Annotated in this window: 23 protein-coding genes, 1 pseudogene and 1 riboswitch; of the genes and pseudogenes, 10 read left to right on the plus strand and 14 right to left on the minus strand. The window is 74.2% G+C overall.

Annotation, left to right across the window (positions count from 1 at the left end; all coding sequences use genetic code 11):
* Positions 1-6 precede the first annotated feature (6 nt).
* Positions 7-1860: a gamma-glutamyltransferase gene (locus J4G33_RS08955; RefSeq protein WP_208055573.1), complete on the minus strand. Its 1854-nt coding sequence runs from the start codon at positions 1858-1860 to the stop codon at positions 7-9.
* Between the two features lie 137 nt (positions 1861-1997).
* Here J4G33_RS08955 and J4G33_RS08960 point away from each other — a divergent pair, with 137 nt between their 5' ends.
* A complete protein-coding gene (locus J4G33_RS08960; protein ID WP_208055574.1) occupies positions 1998-3245 on the plus strand; it encodes a DUF418 domain-containing protein in 1248 nt (415 codons plus the stop codon).
* Positions 3242-4102 (plus strand): M23 family metallopeptidase, encoded by an 861-nt coding sequence (locus J4G33_RS08965; protein WP_208055575.1) that lies wholly within the window; start codon positions 3242-3244, stop codon positions 4100-4102. The genes J4G33_RS08960 and J4G33_RS08965 overlap by 4 nt, the downstream gene beginning before the upstream one ends.
* Position 4103: 1 nt before the next feature.
* Here J4G33_RS08965 and phoH2 read toward each other — a convergent pair whose 3' ends face one another.
* Positions 4104-5399 carry an RNA 5'-3' helicase PhoH2 gene (gene phoH2, locus J4G33_RS08970; protein WP_307793832.1) on the minus strand — a complete coding sequence of 432 codons (1296 nt, stop codon included), beginning with the start codon at positions 5397-5399 and terminating at the stop codon, positions 4104-4106.
* Positions 5400-5779: 380 nt separating this feature from the next.
* The gene (locus J4G33_RS08975) at positions 5780-6541 is read right to left on the minus strand and encodes an isoprenyl transferase (protein ID WP_208055577.1); all 762 of its coding nucleotides are present in this window, start codon (positions 6539-6541) and stop codon (positions 5780-5782) included.
* 186 nt (positions 6542-6727) lie between these two features.
* Here J4G33_RS08975 and trhA point away from each other — a divergent pair, with 186 nt between their 5' ends.
* Positions 6728-7384, plus strand: coding sequence for a PAQR family membrane homeostasis protein TrhA (gene trhA / locus J4G33_RS08980; RefSeq protein ID WP_208055578.1), 657 nt, complete (start codon positions 6728-6730; stop codon positions 7382-7384).
* A 7-nt stretch (positions 7385-7391) separates the two neighbouring features.
* On the opposite strand, the gene J4G33_RS08985 is transcribed toward trhA, so the two are convergent.
* From J4G33_RS08985 to mca, 8 genes and pseudogenes are all read right to left on the minus strand, one after another.
* Positions 7392-8207, minus strand: coding sequence for an energy-coupling factor transporter transmembrane component T family protein (locus J4G33_RS08985; protein ID WP_208055579.1), 816 nt, complete (start codon positions 8205-8207; stop codon positions 7392-7394).
* Complete coding sequence (locus J4G33_RS08990) at positions 8207-9241, minus strand: ATP-binding cassette domain-containing protein (protein WP_443592330.1); 1035 nt, start codon at positions 9239-9241, stop codon at positions 8207-8209. Before J4G33_RS08990 ends, J4G33_RS08985 begins: the two co-directional genes overlap by 1 nt.
* A pseudogene (locus J4G33_RS17935) lies at positions 9233-9778 on the minus strand (ABC transporter ATP-binding protein); the annotation flags it as partial. The gene J4G33_RS08990 and the pseudogene J4G33_RS17935, both read right to left, overlap by 9 nt.
* Positions 9775-10413, minus strand: coding sequence for an ECF transporter S component (locus tag J4G33_RS08995; RefSeq protein ID WP_208055581.1), 639 nt, complete (start codon positions 10411-10413; stop codon positions 9775-9777). The pseudogene J4G33_RS17935 and the gene J4G33_RS08995, both read right to left, overlap by 4 nt.
* Positions 10410-11102: a YkoF family thiamine/hydroxymethylpyrimidine-binding protein gene (locus J4G33_RS09000; RefSeq protein ID WP_208055582.1), complete on the minus strand. Its 693-nt coding sequence runs from the start codon at positions 11100-11102 to the stop codon at positions 10410-10412. Before J4G33_RS09000 ends, J4G33_RS08995 begins: the two co-directional genes overlap by 4 nt.
* Positions 11103-11186: 84 nt before the next feature.
* Positions 11187-11306, minus strand: a riboswitch (TPP riboswitch).
* Positions 11307-11327: 21 nt separating this feature from the next.
* Positions 11328-12131: a carbon-nitrogen hydrolase family protein gene (locus J4G33_RS09005; protein ID WP_208055583.1), complete on the minus strand. Its 804-nt coding sequence runs from the start codon at positions 12129-12131 to the stop codon at positions 11328-11330.
* Between the two features lies 1 nt (position 12132).
* Positions 12133-12486: a hypothetical protein gene (locus J4G33_RS09010; protein ID WP_208055584.1), complete on the minus strand. Its 354-nt coding sequence runs from the start codon at positions 12484-12486 to the stop codon at positions 12133-12135.
* Positions 12483-13343, minus strand: a complete 861-nt coding sequence (mca, locus tag J4G33_RS09015) for a mycothiol conjugate amidase Mca (protein WP_208055658.1) — start codon at positions 13341-13343, stop codon at positions 12483-12485. The genes J4G33_RS09010 and mca overlap by 4 nt, the downstream gene beginning before the upstream one ends.
* A 274-nt stretch (positions 13344-13617) precedes the next feature.
* Here mca and J4G33_RS09020 point away from each other — a divergent pair, with 274 nt between their 5' ends.
* Positions 13618-14016, plus strand: coding sequence for a DUF4307 domain-containing protein (locus J4G33_RS09020; RefSeq protein WP_208055585.1), 399 nt, complete (start codon positions 13618-13620; stop codon positions 14014-14016).
* A gap of 277 nt (positions 14017-14293) precedes the next feature.
* Positions 14294-14782, plus strand: a complete 489-nt coding sequence (greA, locus tag J4G33_RS09025) for a transcription elongation factor GreA (RefSeq protein WP_307793827.1) — start codon at positions 14294-14296, stop codon at positions 14780-14782.
* A 141-nt stretch (positions 14783-14923) separates the two neighbouring features.
* Here greA and ilvA read toward each other — a convergent pair whose 3' ends face one another.
* The 3 genes from ilvA to J4G33_RS09040 are packed head-to-tail and all read right to left on the minus strand — an operon-like array spanning position 14924 to position 18635.
* Positions 14924-16168, minus strand: a complete 1245-nt coding sequence (ilvA, locus tag J4G33_RS09030; protein ID WP_307793833.1) for a threonine ammonia-lyase — start codon at positions 16166-16168, stop codon at positions 14924-14926.
* Between the two features lie 5 nt (positions 16169-16173).
* On the minus strand, positions 16174-17421 hold the full coding sequence (locus J4G33_RS09035; protein WP_307793828.1) for an AI-2E family transporter: 1248 nt from the start codon (positions 17419-17421) through the stop codon (positions 16174-16176).
* Positions 17418-18635 (minus strand): cystathionine gamma-synthase, encoded by a 1218-nt coding sequence (locus tag J4G33_RS09040; RefSeq protein ID WP_208055587.1) that lies wholly within the window; start codon positions 18633-18635, stop codon positions 17418-17420. The genes J4G33_RS09035 and J4G33_RS09040 overlap by 4 nt, the downstream gene beginning before the upstream one ends.
* Before the next feature lie 142 nt (positions 18636-18777).
* On the opposite strand from J4G33_RS09040, the gene msrA reads away from it, so the two are divergent.
* The 5 genes from msrA (at position 18778) to J4G33_RS09065 (ending at position 23479) form a co-directional block, all read left to right on the plus strand.
* Positions 18778-19404 carry a peptide-methionine (S)-S-oxide reductase MsrA gene (msrA, locus tag J4G33_RS09045; protein ID WP_208055661.1) on the plus strand — a complete coding sequence of 209 codons (627 nt, stop codon included), beginning with the start codon at positions 18778-18780 and terminating at the stop codon, positions 19402-19404.
* Positions 19405-19549: 145 nt separating this feature from the next.
* Positions 19550-20539: an ABC transporter ATP-binding protein gene (locus tag J4G33_RS09050; protein WP_208055588.1), complete on the plus strand. Its 990-nt coding sequence runs from the start codon at positions 19550-19552 to the stop codon at positions 20537-20539.
* Positions 20536-21405, plus strand: coding sequence for an ABC transporter permease (locus J4G33_RS09055; RefSeq protein ID WP_208055589.1), 870 nt, complete (start codon positions 20536-20538; stop codon positions 21403-21405). The genes J4G33_RS09050 and J4G33_RS09055 overlap by 4 nt, the downstream gene beginning before the upstream one ends.
* Before the next feature lie 92 nt (positions 21406-21497).
* Positions 21498-22811, plus strand: a complete 1314-nt coding sequence (locus tag J4G33_RS17770) for a sensor histidine kinase (RefSeq protein ID WP_208055590.1) — start codon at positions 21498-21500, stop codon at positions 22809-22811.
* Positions 22808-23479 carry a response regulator gene (locus J4G33_RS09065; RefSeq protein ID WP_208055591.1) on the plus strand — a complete coding sequence of 224 codons (672 nt, stop codon included), beginning with the start codon at positions 22808-22810 and terminating at the stop codon, positions 23477-23479. Before J4G33_RS17770 ends, J4G33_RS09065 begins: the two co-directional genes overlap by 4 nt.
* The last annotated feature ends 15 nt before the right edge of the window (positions 23480-23494 follow it).

Raw genomic sequence — 23494 nt, forward strand, 5'->3', positions numbered from 1 at the left:
GCCCGGTCAGCCCTCGTCGTCCTCCGGGAGGTCCGCCTCCCCGAGGACGACGAGGTCGGCCTCGCGCCGGGTGTCGACCGTCCCCGTGACCCCGCCGGACTCCCAGTCGATCTCGAGGGCCTGGACCGAGCCGAAGAGGTACAGGCCCCGGTCGACCGGGCCGCTCACCCCCCATCCGCGGCCGCGGAGCGCCTCACCCACCTCGCCAGGCGGCAGGGCCTCGAACTGCACCTCGCCGTCGGAGGCGAAGAACCGCGGTGCGGCGATCGCCTCCTCCAGGCTCTGACCGTGGAGCGCCCAGCGGGACAGGACGTCTCCCAGCACCATCGGGATCCGCTCACCCCCCGGTGAGCCCAGTCCCAGCACCGCCCGGCCCTGGTCGTCCAGGACGACGGCGGGCAGCCCCCAGCTGACCGATCGCCGGCCGGCCTCGGGGGTGTTCTGCCCGCCGGCCCCGACCGCGAAACGCACCATCTGGTTGTTGAGGAAGTAGCCGTCGACGTACTGCTCCGAGCCCCAGAAGTACGTCAGGGTGTTCGTCATCGAGACGAGCATCCCGTCCCGGTCGACGATCGTCAGGTGGGTGGTCTCCCCCGGCTTGTCGGCGAGCGCTGAGCCAGGGTCCAGGCCCTGGTCCGCGGGGTCCAGCCCCTCCAGCCCTCCGACGTCCGGCGACCCGGGCCCGAGGGCGTCGGCCGAGGCTCCTGAGGCCCCGGCGAGGGAGGCGGCGACGGCCGCGTTGGCCGCCTGGTCGGTGATCTCCTCGACCGGGACGTCGACGAAGTCCGGGTCGGCGAGCTCGGCGTCGACCGTCGCGGCGGCGTGGTCCCAGGCGGCCGCGAGCTGGTGCACGTAGTCCGCCGAGCCCGGGGCCGCGATCCCCACCCCGAGGGCCTCCGCGACCTGGAGCATCTGGATCAGCGCCACGCCGGGCAGGGCGGGGGCCGCACCGACCACCTCGTAGCTGCCCACGGTGCCGCTAGGTGGCTGGCCGACCTGGACCTCGTACGACGCGAGGGAGGTGGCGTCGATCCCTCCGACCGCGCCACTCACCGCGGCGCCGAGGGAACCGTCGTAGAACGCGTCCGGCCCCTCCTGGGCGAGGGCGTCGATCGTGCGGGCCAGGTCCTCCTGCACGACGGCCTGGCCCACGGCGAGGGGCTGACCGCCGGGGTAGAGGTGGGGCAGACCGCTCGCGGCACGACCACCGGCGGTGCTCCGGAGCTGGTCGGCGAGCATCTGCGAGGCGGGGTGACCCTCGCGGGCCAGCTCGGCGGCGGGCTCCAGGAGCCGGGACCACGCGAGCACCCCGTGCTCGGCGTGCAGCACCTCGAGACCTCGCACGAACCCCGGGACCCCGGCGTCGCTCTCGGGGACCGCACCCGAGGCGGGCACGACCTCGCGGAAGTCGTACCAGACGGGCTCCTGCCCGGCGGGCACGAGGATCGCGGACCCGCCGCCTCCGATCCCCGAGGCGAAGGGCTCGACCACGCTCACCGCGAAGGCGACCGCGACCGCGGCGTCGGCCGCCGTGCCACCGTCGGCGAGCACCTCGGCCCCCACCTGCGTCGCCAGGGGGTGCCCGGCGTTGACCGCGGCGTTCTGCAGGCCCACGGGGCCGGGCGCGGGCTCCGCGGCGGGCGGTGCGCTGCGCTGCGGGGTGGTCTCCGGGGTCTGGGTCAGCACGGGAGGTGCGTCCGGGGCACCGGGGCTGCACGCGGCGAGGAGCACGGCGACGGCGGTGCCGAGCACGACGGTCGAGGCGCCGCGGGGACGGCCGGACAGGCCGGTGGGCCACGCGGGACGGTGGCCCTGCGGAGCTGTCGGGCAGGTGACGGGCGCGGGTCGTCGACGGTGCACGGAGGTCCCCCTCGGGTCGGCTCGGGCCCACGCTACGTGTCCGCCGGCCACGGCGCGCCACCCCCGGACGAGCCGCAGCGCGCGCCTGACGCTGCTCCGGCGCCTATCGTCGAGCACGGGCGTGGATCGGAGGGCTCGTGAGGCACGCAGGGCTCGGGACGGCAGCCGGGAGCGGCTCCCACCTGCCTGGGCGTGCCCCGCGGGCGGTCGCCCACCCGGCCGCGACGCGGGCTCCAGGGCACCCTCCGGTCCTCCCGACGCCCCGGACCGCCGCGGCACGGCCGCGGCCAGCCCCCGTCGAGCCCCCGGCCGACCCTGCAGTCCCGCGCCCGTCCACCCGCCTGGTCGGCATCGACGTCGCGCGGGCGGCCGCCGTGATCGGCATGCTCCTCGTCAACAGCGGCCCCAAGGAGCTCGAGGGACCCGCGACGACGGCCTGGGCGCTGGCCCACGGGAGGGCCTCTCTGCTCTTCGTGCTGCTCGCCGGCGTCGGCATGACCTTCCTGACCCGGCGACGGCGTGGACGTGCCCTCGCCGGTCTGCTGCTGTGGCGGGCCGCCCTCCTCCTGGTCCTCGGCGTGCTGCTCGGCATGCTCGACCACCGGGCCCAGGTGATCCTGCCGACCTACGCCGTGCTCTTCGTCGTGGCCCTGGGCCTCGTGCACCTCCGGAGCCGCTGGCTCGCGCTGCTCTCGGCATCCCTGGCCCTCCTCGGTCCGCTCGCGATCCTCGTGGTGCTGCAGGCCACCGGACGCGAGTACGTGCGGGACGACGCCGCGGCGGCCCCCGACCTGCTCGAGACCCTGGACCGGCTCGTGCTGACCGGCCCCTACCCGCTGGTGACCTGGGCGGCTCCGTTCGTGCTGGGTCTGGCCCTCGGGCGGCTCGACCTGGGCGCGACCAGGGTGCAGCGAGCGCTGGTGCTCGGGGGCGCGGGTGGCGCGCTCGCCTCGATCGGCCTGTCGGAGCTGCTGGTCGCCGGGGTGGGCATGCCGACGAGCCCGGCCGGCTTCGACCACCTGGTGGTCATGACGGCGCACAGCCAGATGCCTCTGTGGCTCGTGGGGGGCACCGCTGCGGGGGTGGCCGTGCTCGGGCTGTGCCTCCTGGCGGCCAGGCGCCCGGCGTCGTGGCTGTGGCCCCTGGTCGCGACGGGCCAGGTGGCCCTCACCCTCTACGCGGCGCACCTGGTGGTCCTGCACCTCGTGCCGGAGCGGCCGCACCTCGACGCGTTCGGGTTCGAGGTGCCCCTGGCCGTGGTGATGACCTCGGGGGCCGTGCTTCTCGCGGTCCTGTGGGCCCGGCTGCGGCAGGACGCCGGTCCCGGGCCGGTCGGTCCCCTCGAGCGACTGATGCGTCCGCCGTGGGAGCATCGACCCGCATGAGTGCCGCCCACGTCTCGATCCCCCGCCACGCGCGCCTCGCCACCGTGGCCATGAACCCCGTCCTGATGGTCCTCGGGCTGGTGGCCGTCGTCGCAGGGCCGTTCCTGGACGTGCCGTGGGCCCCGCTCCTCCCGCTCGCGGGCGTGCTGCTGATCGCCCTCTACCTCGCCGCGACCTTCCTGCCCCGACGGCTCGAGGTCCCCGTCCTGCTGCTCGACTCCCCCGTGCAGGGGCCGTGGGAGGCCTTGAACAGTCCGACCACCAAGACTCCGAGCCACGGCACCCACGGCTACGGTCAGACCTACGCCGTCGACCTCGTCCACACCCCTGCGGACCCCTCACGCCCCACCTTCGGCCAGGGCCCCGCGATGCGCCCTCCGACGGACTACCCGGCCTTCGACCGACCCGTCCACGCCGTGGCGGACGCCGTGGTCGCCCGGACCTCGGACCGGTACCGGGACCACCGCAGCCGATCGAGCTGGCTCGCGGTCGTCTTCATGATGGCCGAGGGCATGGTCCGCGAGCTCGGCGGCCCGGGGCCGGTCCTGGGGAACCACGTGGTGCTGCGCCTCGCCGACGGCACCCACGCGGTGTACGCGCACCTGCGGCGGGGCAGCCTCGAGGTGAGCACCGGGCAGGAGGTGCGTGCCGGGCAGGTGATCGCCCGGTGCGGGAACTCGGGCAACTCGAGCGAACCGCACCTGCACGTGCAGCGCTGCGACGCGGCGCGGGTGTCCCGGGCTGTCGGGCTCCCCTGGGCGGTCCGAGGCGGACGTCCCGACGGCACCGACGGGCTGCCGGCCGACGGCGAGGTGCTCGACGGCCGGCCGGCAGACCCTCAGGCCACACGCCCGTAGGTCACCCCTCGATCCCCTCGAGCATCTCGGTCACCAGCGCCGCGACGGGCGAGCGCTCGGAGCGGTTGAGGGTGACGTGCGCGAAGAGCGGGTGGCCCTTGAGCGCCTCGATGACCGCCGCCACGCCGTCGTGCCGTCCGACTCGGAGGTTGTCCCGCTGCGCGACGTCGTGGGTGAGCACCACGCGTGAGCCCTGGCCGATCCGCGACAGCACGGTGAGCAGCACGTTGCGCTCGAGGGACTGGGCCTCGTCGACGATCACGAAGGCGTCGTGCAACGAGCGTCCACGGATGTGGGTCAGGGGCAGCACCTCGAGGAGGTCGCGCTCCATGACCTCCTCGACCACCTCAGGGGCCACGAGGGCGCCGAGGGTGTCGAAGACCGCCTGGGCCCACGGGTTCATCTTCTCGGCCTCGGAGCCCGGCAGGTAGCCGAGGTCCTGACCACCGACGGCGTAGAGCGGACGGAAGACCATCACCTTGCGGTGCTTGCGGCGCTCGAGGACCGCCTCAAGCCCGGCGCACAGGGCCAGGGCCGACTTGCCCGTCCCGGCCCGGCCGCCGAGGGACAGGATGCCGACCTCCTCGTCGAGGAGCAGGTCGATCGCGATGCGCTGCTCGGCGCTGCGACCGTGCACCCCGAAGAGCTCCTGGTCACCACGGACCAGGCGCAGCTGCTTGTCGGCCGTGACCCGGGCGAGGGCGGATCCGCGCGGGGACTGCACGACCACGCCGGTGTGGCACACCAGGGGCCCGACGTCCTGCCCCGTGAGATCGACGTCGGCCAGGTCGAGACCCTCGGCCTCCCACATCGCGGCCATCTGCTGCTCGGGCACCTGGATCTCGGTCATCCCGGTCCAGCCGGAGTCGACGGCGAGCTCGGCCCGGTACTCCTCGGCGGCGAGCCCGACCGCCGAGGCCTTGACCCGCAGCGGGAGGTCCTTGGAGACCAGGGTCACCAGGTGTCCCTCGTCCGCGAGGTTCTTGGCGACGGCGAGGATGCGGGTGTCGTTGTCCCCGAGGCGGAAACCGGCAGGCAGCACCGTCGGGTCCACGTGGTTGAGCTCGACCCGGAGCGTGCCGCCGACCTCCCCCACCGGCACGGCCTCGTCGAGCCGCCCGTGGGTGACCCGGAGGTCGTCGAGCATGCGCAGGGCCGACCGCGCGAAGTAGCCGAGCTCGGCGTGGTGCCGCTTGGCCTCGAGCTCGGTGATGACGACGACCGGGAGGACGACGGCGTGCTCGGCGAAGCGAAGGATGGCCCGCGGGTCGGACAGGAGCACCGAGGTGTCGAGCACGTAGGTGCGCGGCCCCTCCTCGCTGCTCCGGTCCTGCTCCGTACCGGTCGACGTGCGAGTGGTCGTGACCACGGCGGGCTCCCTTCGGCGCGACGGCGCCGTGCTGGCTACCTCACGCCGGCGCGCGGCCGACGCTCGGGTGCTGGGTGAGGGCGGTCGACCGGCCAGGCCGGGGACCGGCCCTCCTCCCGGAGCAGATGCTCCATGGGCTGGCCTCCCGTGGGCGACGGTTGCCGCCCGTTATCGCCGGACGCTACGCCGCGATCGGGGGAGGTCCACCACGACACGCGCCGTGACACGAGATGTTCATCGCGGGGTCACCTGAGGCCGCTCGGGACCACCCGGACGGCGCAGCGCCGCGTGCGCGACAGACGAGGGCGTCAGCGCCCGAGCCGTCGCTCGCGGGCGGCGTAGGAGCGCAGGGCCCGCAGGAAGTCCACGCGCCGGAACGCCGGCCAGTAGGCCTCGCAGAAGTAGAACTCGGAGTGGGCCGACTGCCACAGCAGGAACCCGCCCAGCCGCTGCTCCCCCGAGGTGCGGATCACCAGGTCGGGGTCGGGCTGGCCCTTGGTGTAGAGGTGCTCGGCGATGTGCTCGACGTCGAAGCCCTCGGCGAGCTCCTCGAGGCTCGTGCCGTTGCCCGCGTGCTCCCGGAGCAGGGAGCGCACGGCGTCGGCGATCTCGCGGCGCCCGCCGTAGCCGACCGCGACGTTGACGTGCAGGCCCTCGACGTCGGCCGTGCGCTCCTGGGCACCACGCAGGGCGGCAGCGGCGTCCTCGGGCAGCAGCTCGAGGGCCCCCATCACCTGGATGCGCCAGCGTCGGGTCGCCGCGAGGTCGGTCACGGCGTCGCAGATGATGGCCAGCAGCTCGGTGAGCTCGTCGGCCGAGCGCGAGAGGTTGTCGGTCGAGAGCATCCACAGGGTGACGACCTCGACCCCGACCTCCTCGGACCAGGTCAGCAGGTCGGCGATCTTGTCCGCGCCCCGCCGGTGCCCGGTCGAGGCCGTCTCGCCCAGGGTGCGGGCCCACCGGCGGTTGCCGTCGAGGATGACGCCGATGTGCCGGGGTCGACCGTCGGCAGGCAACGAGGCGGCCAGGCGACGTTCGTACAGGCCGTAGAGCGGGTGAGGCAGGTGCATGCAGCGGTCCTCGGGCGTGGATGGGCGGAGCCGAGCGGACGTACCGTCGGTCACCGTACAGCCAAGGATGCCGCGACAGCAGGCACGTCAGGTACCTACGGCGTAGTAACCTACGGTCCCGTAAGTACGGTGCGCGACCATCGGGAGCACGACGTCGTCCCGACGGACCAGACGAAGGAGGGCTCCATGGGTGCCGAGGCGATCGCGGACGCGGTCAAGCCACGTCTGCGCGGCTGGATCCATGCCGGGGTGGCCCCCGTCGTCCTGGTGGCCGCGGTGGTCCTCGTCCTGGTCTCGCCGACACGAGACGCGGTCATGGCCAACACGGTCTTCGGCGTCAGCGCGATCCTGCTCTTCGGCACGAGCGCCGTCTACCACCGGGGCACCTGGTCCCCGCGCGTCACCGGGGTGCTGCGACGGCTGGACCACACGAACATCTTCCTCATCATCGCGGGGACCTACACCCCCCTCGCGGTCCTGCTGCTCCCCGGCTCGACCAGCAGCACCCTGCTCCTCGTGGTGTGGGCCGGGGCCCTGGCCGGGCTCCTGGCCCGGGTGTTCTGGCTCGGTGCGCCCCGGTGGTTCTACGTCCCCGTCTACATCGCCCTCGGCTGGGTCGCCGTGTGGTTCCTCCCGGACTTCTGGGACCTGGGCGGGCCGGCGGTGGTCTGGCTCGTCGCCGCGGGTGGGCTGGCGTACACGGTCGGGGCCGTGGTCTACGCGACCAAGCGTCCCAACCCCAGCCCGCGTTGGTTCGGCTTCCACGAGATCTTCCACGTCCTGACGGTCGTCGGCTTCGGGTGCCACTTCGCCGCCGTGGCCCTCGCCACCGCGGCGGCCTGAGCCCCCGTCACGCCGCAGCCACCGCCAGCGCAGCAGCGACGGCAGCCCCGGCCACCGTCACCAGGACGAGGTCGGCCCGGCCCACCGCGGCGGGGTGCCAGACGGTGCGCGTCCGCCGGTCCAGGGCCCCCAGCCCACGGCTCTCGAGGGAGATCGCGATCCGCTCGGCACGGCGGATGCTGGTCACGAGCAGCACGAAGGCCGCGCGGGCCAGGTCCGTCGGCCGCCGCGAGAGCTGCGCACCGTGCCGGCCCTGCCCCCCCACCAACCCGTGCCGCACCGCGTGGGCACGACGGATGGTGAGCCACTCCTCGGGCAGGTCGTCCAGCAGCCGGTGGGCAGCGAGGAAGGCCGCCGTGATCCGGACGGGCAGGCGCGCGACCTGGTGCAGCGAGGAGAGCAGCCGGTCAGGACGGACCGCCGCGAGGAACCCGATCGCGCAGGTCCCGATGAGCATCGTCCGCACCGCGAGCGCGAGGCCCATCCGCAGCCCCGTGTCCGTGACCTCGAGCCCCCACCACGAGGCGACCGGGGTACCAGGCCGGGTCACGGCGTTGACGACCACCAGGCTCAGGCCGAAGGACAGGAACGGCAGCTGGGCCAGGGTCAGGCGCCGCCACGGGACCTGCGCCGCGACCCGCACGGCGAGCAGGGCCCCTGCCCACAGGGCGAGCAGGGGGACGGGCTCGTAGGTCCGCACCAGCACCAGCGGCACCGCGACGACGACGGCGAGCAGCACGCTCGGGTCGCACCGCGCGAGCACGGGCGACGCGTGAGCGCTCGACGCGAGCGGGGACGGTGCGAGCGAGGCCGCCGCACCCATCACGCCACCTCGGGGGTGCGAGCCGAGGCCTCGAGCCCGGCGGCCTGCAGCAGGCCGCCGTCCTCGAGGAGCTCGCGGCCCCCCCGGGCGAGCACGGTCCCGCCGCGCAGGACCAGGACCTGGTCAGCCAGCTCGCGGGCGAGCTCGAGGTCGTGGGTGGCCAGTCCGAGGGCCGTCCCCTCGGCGGCGAGCTCGTCGACCAGGTCGGCCACGACGTCGGTCTGGACGGCGTCGAGCCCGAAGGTCGGCTCGTCGAGGAGCAGCACGGGCCGACCCAGGAGGGCGACCGAGCCGACCGACAGCCGCCGCTGCTGGCCCCCCGAGAGGCGGAACGGGTCGGCCTCGGCCAGCTCGGTGAGCCCGAGGCGCTCGAGCCACGGCTGCACGGCCCGGGTGACGGCCTCGTCGAGGGCGGCGCCCCGCGGGGACCTCCGACGTCGACGGTCCCGCGGCAGCAGCCCGGCAGCGAGATCCCGGGCGACGGTGCGCCCGAGGAGCTGGTGCTCGGGGCGTTGGAAGACCAGCCCCACCGCGCCGTCGGTCGGGGACGATCCCGCGCCGGGGACGGCGGCACCCCCCGCGGGGCCGGAAGGAGCGACCCGACGCTCCCCCGACCCCGCGAGAAGGCCTGCGGCGCCCAGCAGCAGCGAGGACTTGCCGCTGCCGTTGCACCCGAGCACGACCGTGACCTGCCCCCTGCGCAGGTCGAGGTCGATGTCGCGCACCACGGGCGCACCGCCCTGGTGGAAGGTCGCCCCACGCAGGCGCAGCGCGACCTCGTCCCCGCCCCCGGGGGCCGTCCCACCCGCGCGCCGCCGCCGGGCTCCGCCGCGGCGTGCCGGGTGCTCGGCGAGCACCCGGTCGGTCGGTCCGTCGAGGCTGAGTCGTCCGTCGGCGCCGATCAGGACAGCCCGTTCGGGCTGCCACGGCATCGCGGCCAACCGGTGCTCGACCAGGACGGTGGTGCGGTCGGTGCGCGCGGACTGCTCGCCCAGCACGTGCAGCACCTGGGCGGCCCCGACGGGGTCGAGCATCGAGGTCGGCTCGTCGAGCACGAGCAGGTCGGGGTCACCCACCAGCACCGCGGCCAACGCGACCCGCTGCTGCTCTCCCCCGCTCAGGGCGCCCGCGCGGCGGCCCCGCAGGTGCGCCGCGCCGACCGCAGCCAGGGCGGCGTCGACCCGTGGGCCGATCTCGGCGCGGGGGACGCCCCGGTTCTCCAGGGAGAACGCGACCTCGGCCTCGACGGTCGGCAGCGCCACGCCGGCGGCCGGGTCCTGCCCGAGCCAGCCCACCCCCAGGGCGAGCCGCGCGACGGGGACCCGCCGCGGGTCCTGACCGAGCACCTGCAGGGCGCCGACCACCTCGGCGTCGACCGACTGCGGGACCACGCCGGTCAGGCAGTGCAGCAGGGTCGACTTGCCACCCCCCGAGGGCCCCAGCACGAGAACGCGCTCGCCACGGCCGATCTGCAGAGCTGGGACGTCGAGGCCGAGACGCTCCCGCGCGGGGTACCGGACCCGGACGCCCTCGAGCTCGACCGCGCGAGCTGCGGCGGGCCCGCGGCTCACGGGACCCTGGCGCTGCGGCGTGCGGCGCGACCGGCGGCGAAGTTGTCCAGCACCCCGGTGCGGAGCAGCGCCTCGGAGATCACCTTGGCCAGGGCCCCGGTCAGCAGCAGCCCGCTGGCCAGCTGCAGCACGATCCGGAGCGCGAGCAGGTCCTGGGTCCACCAGTCGTACAGGGTCCCCGCCCAGAGGAAGTTCGCGACGGCCGCGGTCAGCCCCGAGACGAGGAAGGTCGGCCAGCCGAAGCGCCGGTAGCGGGTGGCCGCGAAGGCGATCTCGGCGCCGCCCCCCTGGACCAGCCCGGCGATGAGCAGCATCGGTCCCGCGGGCGAGCCGAGGAAGGCGAACTCGACGAAGGCCGCCCCGATCTCGGCGACGATCCCCGCGCCGGGGCGACGCACGATGAACACCGCCAGCGGGGCGACCGTGATCCAGCCGCCCATCAGGACGTTCTGCGCGAGGTCACCGAAGGGCCCCATCGCGACCTGCAGGCCGCCCCAGGCCTGGACCAGGGCCCAGTAGAGGAAGCCGAAGACCGCCGCGAGGACCGCGAGCACGACGAGGTCCTTGAGGGGCCAGGCGAAGGCCTCCCGCCAGCCGCCCTCCCGGGGGGGCAGCTCGGTCTGCGTCCCGGTCATCGGGGCTCCCCCGCCCGGGTCACCGCAGGCCCTGACGTCGGGGTCGCTGTCGGGGAACCGAGGCTGACGGTCGCGTGGGCCGCGACGTGGGCCACGCTGCGGCCGACCACCGTCCAGGTGTCGAGCAGGGTGCTGAGGACCTCGCCCAGGTCCCCGTCGAGGCGGGTCGCGAAGTTCTCGGGGCCGGACCACGTCCCCGCGGCCTGGGCGGCGGCGATGGCCTGCTCGATCGGGCCCATCGCGTCCTCGGTGCCGAGCGGGTACAGGGCCCAGTGGGCGGCCGCCCGACGACCCGTGGCTGCGAGCGAGACCGGGGCCACGTGGGCGAGCTCACCCGTGGGGAGCGTGCAGCCGACCTCCCCCGGGCAGCCCCTCGACAGCGCCAGGGTCGCGACCACGTGGCCGGAGGGGGTGAGCTCGGCCGCACGGTCGACCGCGGCGAGCAGGAAGCGCCCGATCTGCTCCTCGCTGCCGCGCAGCAGCGTCGAGACGTCGTCGGTCCGCACGGTCACCTCGGGGGCCGCCGCACGGGCCGCCTCGAGGGCGCCGAGGATGACGGGGATGAAGTCGTCGGCCGCGGGGTGCAGGGTGAAGCGGGCACCCACGCCCATCCGGACGTGGTCCGGGGCCCCGGGGGCCGCGGCGGCGGGCTCGGCGGGCGGGCGCGGGCAGGTGGACTGCTGAGTCATCAGGGTCGCCTCCAGGGAGTGCACGGACCCCCGGACAGCACGGCACCCTCGAGTGCCAGCACCCCGGCGCGCGGACGCGTCGGCACACGGTGCCTTGCCCATCTCCCTACGCCGGTATCAACCGGATCAGGTTCCACGGGTCAGTGGCTCGACCTCTCGGTCCGACCACACTCTCAGCGCGTCCGCGCTCCCCGGGGGCTTGTCATCGCCGACCCTACGCCCGAGTCATCCCACGTCACAAGGCCGACCCGGCACGACGACGTAGCGACGGTTGCTCAGCGCCGGGTTGCGCTCACGGACCGAGGCGACCAGCGCCGGGTCGAGCTCGGCCGAGGCGGGAGACGGCCCCTCGGTCGCGGACAGGAGGATCCCCTGCGGGTCGACCAGCACCGACCGGCCGGTCACCCCCGGCCCGGTCTGTGCCGCCCCGAGCACGTAGGCGCAGCTCTCGATCGCCCGCGCGCGCAGCAGGGTCTCCCACTGGTCCGCCTTGTGCTCGCCCGCTGCCCAGGCGGCGGGCACGGCCAGCACGGTGGCCCCGGCGTCCACCAGCCGACGGGCCGACTCGGGGAAGCGCAGGTCGTAGCACGTCATGACGCCCAGGCGCAGCCCGTCGATCTCGACGACCAGCGGCTCGGCCTCGGGGGCCCCGGGCTCGAAGCGGTCCGACTCGCGCTGGCCGAAGGCGTCGTACAGGTGGACCTTGCGGTAGACGCCACGCGGGTGGCCCCCCTCGACCAGGACGGCGGCGTTCACCGCGCGGTCCCCCGTGCTCCCGGGCAGGACCGTCCCCGCCAGCACCGCGAGGTCCCGGCCGGCGGTCAGGGCCTCGAGCAGCGCCACGAACGGTCCCTCGAGAGGCTCGGCGGCCGAGGGCTCGACACCACCGGGGTCGAAGGTGCTCGCGTACTCGGGCAGCACGACGAGTCGCGCACCACGCGCGGCCGCGGACTCGACCGCATCCGCGACGGCAGCCCGGTTGACCGCGGCATCCCGCCCCGAGGAGAAGGGCACGACCTCGACGAGCACGTCAGTCCTCGGTCGGCCCGGAGGCGCCCGGCGGGCGGCCGTCGGACGGGGTGCTCGAGGGGCTCGACGCGCCGGGTGCCCGGGCGGCGTCCGGGGACCCGGGCTGGTCCGGCTCTGAGCCCGCCCCCTCCTCGGTGTCCTCACGCCGTCGTCGATGCTCGACCCGGCGCAGCTTGCCGGTCATCGAGAGGAAGAGCGGGATGCACACGAGGACCGCGAGGAAGATGACCAGGAAGCCCAGCAGACCCGGGGTCACCGCCTCGGGGTTCAGTCCCTCGCGGAGCTCGGGCTCGGCCGGCGACAAGGCCAGCACCCCGACCCCGGTGTGGACGACGACCTCGTGGAGAAGGCTCATGGGCGGTCCTCGGGGTGGATGCCCGCGAACAGGTCGTCCTCGGGCAGGGAGACGGGCACGTGGGAGGTCGCGAGCTCGTACTCCTCGACCGGCCACACCTCGACCTCGAGGTCCCGCGGCACGGCGAAGAAGAAGCCCGCCGGGTCGATCTGCGTCGCGTGGGACACCAGGGCGGCGTCCCGGGCCGAGAAGTGGTCCGAGCAGGGGATACGGGTGGTCACCTCGCGCTCGGGGATCTCACGCATGGCACGCGAGGCCACCCAGTCCCCGAAGGGAGACTCGAGCCCGGCACCGGTGACCGCGTCATGGATGGTCTGGATCCGGTTCAGCGAGAAGTCGTGGTTGTAGTAGAGCTTGAGCGGCTGCCAGGGGTCGCCGGCCCCGCGGTAGCGCTCGGCATCACCGGCGGCCTCGAAGGCCTCGGCCGAGATCCGGTGGCACATGATGTGGTCGGGGTGGGGGTACCCCCCCGTGGGGTCGTAGGTCGTGATGACGTGCGGCCGGAAGCTGCGCACCAGCTCGACCAGCGGCGCGGCGGCCTCCTCGAGAGGGACCAGGGCGAAGCAGCCCTCGGGCAGGGGCGGCAGGGGGTCGCCCTCGGGCAACCCCGAGTCGACGAAGCCGAGCCAGCGGTGCTGGACCCCGAGGGCGCGGGCCGCCCCGGCCATCTCCTCACGGCGCACCTCGGCCATCGCCTCGGGGCTCGAGGGCGCGTCGCCGTAGCTGGGGTTGAGGATGCTGCCGCGCTCGCCGCCCGTGCACGTGACGACGAGCACCTCGACCCCCTCGGCCGCGTAGCGTGCGGTGGTCGCGGCTCCCTTGCTCGACTCGTCGTCGGGGTGCGCGTGCACCGCCATGAGCCGCAGCCCGGCGCGGGTCGGTGCCTCCCCGGCTCCCGGGCCCCCACCGGCCTGCGTCCGCCCGACGTCGGCACCCGTGAGGGGAGCCCTCTGATCAGCCGCGCTGTCGTCCACCTGCAGTCCTCCGTCGTCGCGTGCTCGCCGTGAGCCGGCGTCCGTGGCTACCACCGTGCCAGGGACCAGGGACAATGGTCTCGCACGCCTGAGCCTGACCGTACCCCGACGGCCCCGGAGCACCACCAGTCGCGCCGGGCGGACCGAGGAGAGCCCGATGACCGCCCCCCTGCAGCCCCCCGCCGGCCGCTACGGCCCCGAGAGGCGTCCTACCTCGCCGCGGCGTCGGGTGGTGGCGCTCTCGGCCCTGGGTGCCGTCGCCCTCGCCGGTGGCCTGTGGCTCGGCATCGGCGCCGCGCGCACTCCCGTGACCTGGAACGACGTCGGGTTCACCCTGGGCGACGGCGAGGTCGAGGTGGTCTACGAGGTGGTCCGGCTGGACCCGCAGACCGTCGTCCACTGCACGATCGAGGCGCTCAACGGCTCGTACGCCCAGGTCGGGGTGCTGGACGTCCGCGTCCCGCCCGCGGAGGGCCTGTCGGTGCGCCTCGCGAGCACCGTCCAGACCTCGGAGCCCGCCGTGACCGGCGTGGTCTCGGAGTGCTGGATCCCCTGAGAGCACGGCTCCCCGGGGCCGACCCGGCCCGGGCGTGGGTCACCTTGCTACACTCGTCGTTTCCCCCACGCCGTCGGCGGCCCAGGCCGCGCGGAGTCCTCGAGGGAGTCCTGACGAGGGACACCTCCGGATGACGGACGACACGCGCAGTGCCGCGCCATCGCGGACGAGCGCAGGCGTGACTCCCCACGGGACGACCGTCCCAGGCACCGGGTGCCGCACGGCCCGGAGCACCAGCACACGACGAGACTTCACCGAGGGCTCGGAAGGAGCGACCGTGACAGACACCAGCGCAGTCACCTGGCTGACCCAGGAGGCGCACGACCGCCTGACCGCCGAGCTCACCGAGCTCACGACGGTGGGACGCTCGGACATCGCGGCCAAGATCGAGTCGGCGCGCTCCGAGGGCGACCTCAAGGAGAACGGCGGCTACCACGCGGCCCGCGAGGAGCAGGGCAAGCAGGAGGCGCGGATCCGCCAGCTCGAGGACCTGCTGCGCCGTGCCGTGGTCGGCGAGGCCCCGCCGGACGACGGTGTCGTCGAGCCCGGCATGGTCGTCACCGCGACCGTCGCCGGGGACAAGATGACCTTCCTGGTGGGCTCCCGCGAGGTCGCCGAGGGCACCGGCCTCGAGGTCTACAGCGAGAAGTCCCCGCTCGGCTCGGCCATCATCGGTCGTTCGGCCGGCGAGGAGACCTCCTACGAGGCCCCGAACGGCGCGACCATCAAGGTCACGATCCACGAGGCCAAGCCCTTCCAGCTCTGAGAGCACTCCCCGCAGCCGCGCTGCGGGGCATGAGGACGGCCCCGGACCTGGTGGTCCGGGGCCGTCCTCATGCCCCCACAGACCTCGTGTCAGAACCTGGGGGTGCCCTGGGTATCCCACGTTCTGACACGAGAGCGGGGGTCAGGCCTCGCTGGCTCGGTAGCCGGCCGAGCGCAGGTGGGTCAGGAGCTCGGCGCAGTGCGCAGGGCCCCGTGTCTCCACCTGGACGCCGATCTCGACCTCGTCGATCGCGAGATCCACCCCGGTCCGCACGTGGCCGACCTGGACCACGTTGGCCCCGGCGGTGGCGAGCTCACCGAGCAGGCTCGCCAGGGTTCCCGGCTGGTCGTCCACCCGCACCCGCAGCTGCAGGTACCTCCCGGCGGCGACCAGGCCGTGCCGGACCACCCGCAGCAGCAGCAGGGGGTCGATGTTGCCCCCCGAGAGGACCACGACCGCGGGGGTCTGCACCACGGCCCCCGCGAGGATCGCCGCCACGCCGGCCGCCCCCGAGGGCTCGACGAGCATCTTGGCCCGCTCGGCCACGAAGAGCAGCGCCCGGGAGAGGTCCTCCTCGGAGACGGTGCGCACGGGGACGTGGCGCCCGTGCAGCAGCGCGAAGGGCACGTCCCCCGGCCGCCCGACGGCGATCCCGTCCGCCATCGTCGCCATCCGCCCCGCGGGGATCGGGTGCCCCGCGGCGAGGGATGCCGGGTACGCAGCGGCGCTCGCGGCCTGGACCCCGAGCACCCCGACCTCGGGGTGCTCGTCGCCGAGGGCTGCCACCACTCCCGCGGCCAGCCCCCCGCCGCCGACGGGGGCCACGACGGTGCGGACGTCGGGGACCTGCTCGAGGATCTCCAGGCCCACCGTCCCCTGCCCGGCCACGACGTCGGCGTGGTCGAAGGGGTGGATGAGCACGGCGCCGCTGCGCTCGCTGTGGGCCTGGGCGAGCCGCAGGGCGTCATCGACCGAGGTGCCGTCGAGCACGACCTCGGCCCCGTACTCGCGCGTCGCCGCGACCTTGGGCAGGGCGGCCCCCGAGGGCATGTACACGGTCGCGGAGACCCCGAGCATCCGGGCGGCGAGCGCGACCCCCTGGGCGTGGTTGCCCGCGCTGGCGGCGACCACGCCGCGGGCCTTCTCGGCGTCGGTCAGCCGGGACATGCGCACGTACGCGCCACGCAGCTTGAAGGACCCGGCGCGCTGCAGGTTCTCGCACTTGAGCAGCACGGGGCCACCGACCAGGTCGCTCAACGCACGGCTCAGCTCGATCGGGGTGCGTGTCGCCACCCCGTCGAGGAGCCGGGCCGCGCTCGCCACCTCCCGCGGGCCCACGTGCTGCTGGGCGGTCGCCCCGGGACCGCTCGCGCTGTCGGTGCCCACCGGGCTCACGACTCGCGGCTGCGACGGCGCAGCTGGGCGGGCGCGCCCTCGAGCTTGCGCAGCTCGGCCTCGAAGGATCCGGGGTCGAGCCCGAGGTAGGGGAACTTGTCCCGACCGTGCAGGTAGAGGACGACCGTGTTGATCGTGGCGACCGCCGGCACCGCGAGCAGGGCGCCGATGATGCCCGCGGACAGGGAGCCGGCCGCGACCGCCAGCACGACGGCCACGGGGTGCAGCGACACCGCGTGGCCGAGCAGGAGGGGCTGCAGGACGTTGCTCTCGAGCTGCTGCACCCCCACCACGATCAGGAGCATCGCGATGGCCGTGCCGACGCCCTGGTCGACCAGCGCGACCAGGACGGCGACGATGCCCGTCGCGATCGCCCCGACGAAGGGGATGAAGCTCGCGAGGAACACGAGAACCGTCAACGGCACCACGAGCGGCAGGCCGAGGATCGCTGCACCGATGCCGATGCCGACCGCATCCGCGAGGGCCACGAGGATCTGCGCCCGGGTGTAGGAGCCGAGGGTGACCATGCCACGGCGCGAGGCCTCGTAGGCGCGCTGGCGCCCGTCCTGCGGCAGCAGGCGCAGGAGCCACGCCCAGATGAGCGAGCCGTCCTTGAGGAAGAACAGCAGGCAGAAGAGCGCGATGACCATGCCGATGAGGACCTGGCCGATGGTCGTCGTCACCGACAGCGCGCCGCTCACGACCATGCCGCTGTTGTCGCCGATCTGGGTCCCCAGCTCGGAGAGCAGCTCGTCGATCTGTGCGCTGTCGATGCCCAGCGGCGTGTTCTCGAGCTGGTTGAGCAGCTCCTGGAAGCCGCTCTGGACCTGGTCCCACAGGTCGGCGAACCCCTGGATGATCTGCTGGCCCGCGAGGGTCAGCAGCCCGCCCACCACCGCGATCAGACCGACCACCGTCAGCCCGGCGGCCAGACCTCGGGGGAACCGCAGACGCTTGACCAGGACGTCGACCACCGGGTTGAGCAGCACGGTCAGCAGCAGGGCCACGATGACCGGGACCCACAGGACCTTGGCGACCGCGAGTCCCAGCACGAGGACCGCGATCCCCAGGCCGATGAGCAGCACCCGCCACGACCAGGCAGCGGCGATGCGCACCGAGAGCGGCACCGAGTCGCGCGCCATCACCGTGGTCGACGAGAGGGGCGCGGCCGGGGGCACGGCCGGGAGCTCCGGGGCGGCGCCGCGTCCCGGGCGCCGACGGCGCCCCGGACCCTCACCGCTCACGCGAGGGCCTGGCCGAGGTCGGCGACCAGGTCCGCGACGTCCTCGATGCCCACCGAGAGGCGCACCAGGTCGTCGGGGACCTCGAGGGCAGAGCCGGCGACCGAGGCGTGGGTCATCTCGCCTGGGTGCTCGATGAGCGACTCGACCCCGCCGAGGGACTCGGCGAGGATGAAGACGTGGGTGCGCGAGCACACCTCGAGGGCCTTCTCCTTGCTGCCCGTGCGGAAGGAGACCATGCCCCCGTAGCCGCTCATCTGCCGCGAGGCGACGTCGTGCCCGGGGTGCTCGGCCAGGCCCGGGTAGATGACCTGGGTCACCGCAGGGTGGGACTCGAGGAAGGCCGCGACGGCCGCCGCGTTGCTGCAGTGCCGGTCCATGCGCACCGCGAGGGTCTTGAGACCGCGCAGGGTGAGCCAGGCGTCGAAGGGCCCCGCCACCGCGCCCGAGGCGTTCTGGTGGAAGCCGACCGCGTCCGCGAGCGCGCTCGAGCCCGTGGGCCCCTCGAGCCCGACCGGGAGCTGGGCGCCGTCGGCCACCACGAGGGCCCCGCCGACGACGTCGCTGTGCCCACCGATGTACTTGGTGGTCGAGTGCACGACGACGTCGGCCCCCAGGGCCAGGGGCTGCTGCAGGTAGGGCGTCGCGAAGGTGTTGTCCACGACGAGCACCGCCCCCGCGGCCCGCGCGAGGGCCGAGAGGGCCGCGACGTCGCTGATGCCGAGGAGCGGGTTGGTCGGCGTCTCGACCCAGACCGCCTTGGTGCGCCCGGGCTGGATCGCCGCGGCGACCGCGTCCAGGTCGGTCAGGTCCACCGGGGTGTGGTCGATGCCCCAGGCCCCGAAGACCCGGGCCACCAGGCGGTACGTACCGCCGTAGGCGTCGTCGGGCACGACGACGTGGTCGCCGGGGCGCAGCACGGCCCGCAGCAGGGTGTCCTCGGCAGCCAGGCCCGAGGCGAAGGCGAAGCCCGCGGCCCCCCGCTCGGCCGAGGCCAGCGCGTCCTCGAGGGCGGTCCGCGTCGGGTTGGCCGAGCGGGAGTACTCGTACCCGCCGCGCAGCCCTCCCACGCCGTCCTGCTTGTAGGTCGAGACCTGGTGGATGGGCGGGACGACGGCACCCGTGGTGGGGTCGGGGTCCTGGCCCGCGTGGATGGCTCGGGTCGAGAAGCCCGAGTGGGTCCAGTCGTGCTCGCTGGGAACGTCTGCGGTGGTCACGGCACCAGGCTAGAGGGTGCGGACCGGGAACACCCGACCTCGCTCCCGACGTTCTCCCAGCAGCGGCGCGCGAGGCGCCGTGCACCACGACGGAGAGGGGACGACCGTGTTCGGATCGTTCGGATCGGCGCTGCGCACCACGATGGTCACCGAGGAGCGCGCCCTCAGCGGGCGGGAGGCCCCGGCCTTCGTCGTCCCGGAGCAGCACGCCGTCCTGGGGACCCCTCTCGCGGGGCCCTGGCCCGAGGGCACCGCGGTGCTGCACCTGGCCCTGGGCTGCTTCTGGGGGGCCGAGAAGGAGATGTGGCAGCTGCCCGGCGTCGTCACCACCGCGGCCGGGTACCAGGGCGGGTACACGACCTACCCCACCTACGAGGAGGTCTGCACAGGGCTCACCGGCCACACCGAGACCGTGCTGGTCGCCTACGACCCGACCGTGCTGAGCGACACCGAGCTGCTGCGGACCTTCTGGTCCCTGCACGACCCGACCCAGGGCTACCGCCAGGGCAACGACGTCGGCACCCAGTACCGCTCGGCCGTGTTCACGACCACCGAGGCCCAGGCCGAGGCGGCACGGGCCACCCGTGAGGCCTACGCCCCGGCCCTGCGCGAGCGCGGCTACGGGGACATCACCACCGAGATCCGCAGCGCGGCGGAGGCCGGCCCCTTCTACTACGCCGAGGCCGACCACCAGCAGTACCTGCACAAGGTGCCTCACGGCTACTGCCCGGTGCACTCGACCGGGGTCGCCTGCCCGCTGCCGAGCTGAGCCGCCCGGTTCGAGGTCATCCTTGCGGCGTACGCCCCAGCCCTGGGGCGTACGCCGCTCTCGTCCCCGGATCGTTCCTGCGACGGGTGCCCCGCGACCCCCGTGGTCCCTAGGCTCGACGTGTCACCACGGACGAGGAGAGACCATGATCGAGGCCACTGGCCTGACCAAGCGGTACGGCTCGAAGGTCGCCGTCGACCACATGACTTTCACGGTCGCCCCGGGGAAGGTCACCGGGTTCCTGGGCCCCAACGGGGCCGGCAAGTCGACCACCATGCGCATGATCGTCGGGCTCGACAGGCCCACGAGCGGCTCGGTCACGGTCAACGGCCGTCGGTACGCCGAGCACTCCGCCCCGCTCCACGAGGTCGGCACCCTGCTCGACGCCAAGGCCGTCCACACGGGTCGCTCGGCCTACAACCACCTCCTGGCCCAGGCAGCCACTCACGGCATCGGCCGCAAGCGCGTCCAGGAGGTCATCGAGATGACCGGGCTCGACGCCGTGGCGCGCAAGCGGGTCGGGGGCTTCTCCCTCGGCATGGGGCAGCGGCTCGGCATCGCCTCGGCGCTGCTCGGTGACCCGCAGACCCTCATCCTGGACGAGCCGGTCAACGGGCTCGACCCCGAGGGCGTGCTCTGGGTCCGCAACCTCGTGCAGTACCTGGCCCGTCAGGGGCGGACGGTGTTCCTGTCCTCGCACCTCATGAGCGAGATGGCCGTGACCGCCGACCACATCATCGTGGTCGGGCGCGGGCGGCTCATCGCCGACGCCCCGGTCGCCGAGATCGTGGCCCGCGCGGCGGGCACCACGGTCCGGGTACGCACCCCCCAGGCCGGCGCCCTCGAGGAGCTGGTCCGCGGCCCCGAGGTCACCGTCACCTCGGCCGAGCCGGGCCTGATCGAGATCACCGGCAGCACCGCCCCCGCGATCGGCGAGGCCGCCGCCGCGGCCGGCATCGTCCTGCACGAGCTCACCCCGCTGCACGGCTCCCTCGAGGACGCGTACATGCAGCTCACCGCGGACTCGGTCGAGTACCACTCCTCCGACGTCGGGCAGCCCGCAGCGCCCGCGACCGCCCCCTCCCCGACCACCCCGGGCGCCACGTCGTCCGCGACCGAAGGTGCTGTGCGATGACCACCCTGTCCCCCACCGCCGACCCGTCCACGAGCCGCAACCGTCCCCGGGCCGGCGCCCCGGACCGCCTCGGCGTGACCTTCCCCCGCGTGGTCGCCTCGGAGTGGATCAAGTTCCGCACCGTCCGCGCCGCAGCCTGGACCCTGCCCATCACGGCGCTGCTGATGGTGGGGCTAGCGTTCCTGAGCGCCTGGGGGACCAGCCAGCTGCCGGCGGACGGGGACTTCATGACGCCGAGCGCCGCCACCCTCGTCACCAACGGCTGGCTCCTCGCGCAGCTCGCCGTCGCGGTGCTCGCGGTCCTCACCATCACCGGCGAGTACGGCACCGGGATGGTCCGCTCGACCTTCGCCGCCAACCCGAAGCGTCTGGCGAGCCTGGGCGCCAAGGCCCTGGTCCTCGCGGTCACCGTGGCGGCGACCTCCGCCATCGCCCTGGCCCTGGCCTGGCTCGCGGTGCAGCCCTTCGCGAGCGATCTCGACCTGGCCCTCGACCTCGCAGACGGCGAGACCGTCCGGATCCTGCTCGGTACGGTGCTCTACCTCGCGACCATCGCCGTGTTCGCCTTCGCGATCGGCGCTCTCCTGCGGCACTCCGCAGGAGCCATCGCGGTCGTCGTCGGACTGCTGCTGGTAGTCGACCAGGTCCTGCCCAACCTGCCCCTGCGCTTCTTCGAGGTGACCAGCCCGTTCCTGCCGTCCGTCGCCGGGACCAGGCTGCTGTACGACGCGGACACGCTCGCCTTGATCGACGCTGGTCGCGACACCGTGAACCTCACGCCCTGGGAGGGCTACGGCGTCCTGGCGCTGTGGACGGTCCTCCTCCTCGTCGCGGCGGCCGTCCTGGTGCGACGCCGGGACGCGTAGGTGCCCACCCCTGCACGGCTCGCGCACCCCGCCGCGCCCCTCCCCGGGGCCCGGCGGGGTGTCGTGCTGCGCCTGGGCGATCGGACCCACTCGTGACCCCTGCCTTCACCGAGCTCGACACCCGGCGTCTCGGGCCGCTCCGGCGGTACTTCCTGCGCCGGCCGGTGGCCATGGACGTCGTCGTCATGGCGCTGTTCGCCCTGCCGGCCCTGGTCACCCTGCTGCTCGAACCCGTGCTCGGGGTGCGCCAGGACGGCACGGACCGTGTCATCGCGATCGCGCTCGCGCTCGCCGGTACCGCCGCGCTGTACTGGCGGCGACGACGACCGGTCCTCGTCTCCGGCTGCATCGGGGCCCTCGGGCTCGTGTGCGTCGGGGCGACGGGCAGCATCGACGGCTTCGACCTGGGCCTGGGGTTCATGGTCTACGCCGTCGCGGCGTCCCGTCCCGCCCGCACCGCGTGGCTCACCCTGCTCGCGCTGTGCGCGGTCCTCGGGGTCGGGGTCTGGCTCTGGGAGGCCCCGATGACCGAGCTCGACGTGCCGGCGGGCCTCGTCGCGACGGTCGGCGAGCCGGGGGATGCTCAGCCAGGCGTGACGATCGAGAGCGACCAGCGCGCCGGCACGATCACCTCGATGGTCATGATCGGTCTCATCGCGATGGCGATCGGCTCGAGCGTCCGGAACCGCCGGCTCCACGTGGCCGAGCTCGTCGCACGCGGCAACGCCCTGGCCCGGGAGCGCGACCAGCAGGTCCTGCTGGTCCGGGCAGCCGAGCGCAGCCGCATCGCCCGCGAGATGCACGACGTCGTCGCGCACAGCCTCTCGGTGATGATCGCCCTCGCCGACGGCGCCGGGGCAGCCCTGGACCGCGCCCCCGACCGCTCCCGGGCGGCTCTGGACGAGCTCTCCGAGACGGGGCGCTCGGCCTTGGCGGACATGCGGCGCGTCCTCGGCGTGCTGCACGAGGACGCCCCGTCCGACCCCCAGCCCGGGAGTCCCGACCTCGCTGAGCTGGTCGAACGGTTCCGGACCGCCGGCCTCGGGGTCCGCACCGTCGGCCTGACCACCGAGCTCCCCGAGGACGCAGGCTTCCGGCTCGCCGTGTACCGGGTCGTGCAGGAGGCGTTGACCAACGCGCTGCGTCACGCCCCGGGCACCCCTCCGGTCGAGCTCACCCTGCGCCGGGACGAGCACGCCGTCACCGTCGAGGTGCAGGACCACGGGCCGGCCGTCCCGGTCTCCCAGCCGGCGGCGACCGAGGGCAGCGGGCGCGGGCTGATCGGCATGCGCGAGCGTGCCGGGGTGTACGACGGGACGGTCGACGCCGGACCCTGGCTGGACGGGTGGCGCGTCAGGGTGACGCTGCCGTGGGACGGTCTGCCCGGGGAGAGAGGGGCGTCATGACCGACGTGCTGCTGGTCGACGACCAGGCACTCCTGCGGATGGGCTTCCGCCTCGTCCTCGAGGCCGAGGACGACCTCACCGTCGTCGGGGAGGCCAGCGACGGCCAGGCCGCGATCGAGCAGGTCGCCGCCCTCCGGCCCGACGTCGTGCTCATGGACGTGCGCATGCCCGGGACGAACGGGATCGACGCGACCGCGCAGATCGTGGCCGAGCACCCACGGACCAAGGTGCTGATCCTCACGACCTTCGACGTGGACGAGTACGCCTTCGCGGCCCTGCGCGCCGGGGCCAGCGGGTTCCTGCTCAAGGACGCCCGCCCGGCCGAGCTCGTCACGGCGATCCGCTCGGTCGCCTCAGGGGATGCGGTCGTGTCCCCCCGGGTCACCCGGCGCATGCTCGAGATGTTCGCGGGGCGCCTGCCGACGCCCCAGGACGGCCCACCCACCGACCTCGACCCGCGCCTGGCGGAGCTGACGCCGCGCGAGCTCGAGGTGCTGCGCACCGTGGCCCAGGGACTGTCCAACGCCGAGATCGCCGCGCGGCTCTTCCTCTCCGAGGCCACGGTCAAGACCCACGTGGGTCGCATCCTGGCCAAGCTCGAGGTCCGCGACCGGGTCCAGGCCGTCGTCCTCGCCTACGAGACAGGACTCGTGACGGTCCACGGCTGATGCGAGAGTGGCCCG

The organism is Actinotalea soli (genome assembly GCF_017565425.1).
Lineage (GTDB): Bacteria > Actinomycetota > Actinomycetes > Actinomycetales > Cellulomonadaceae > Actinotalea > Actinotalea soli.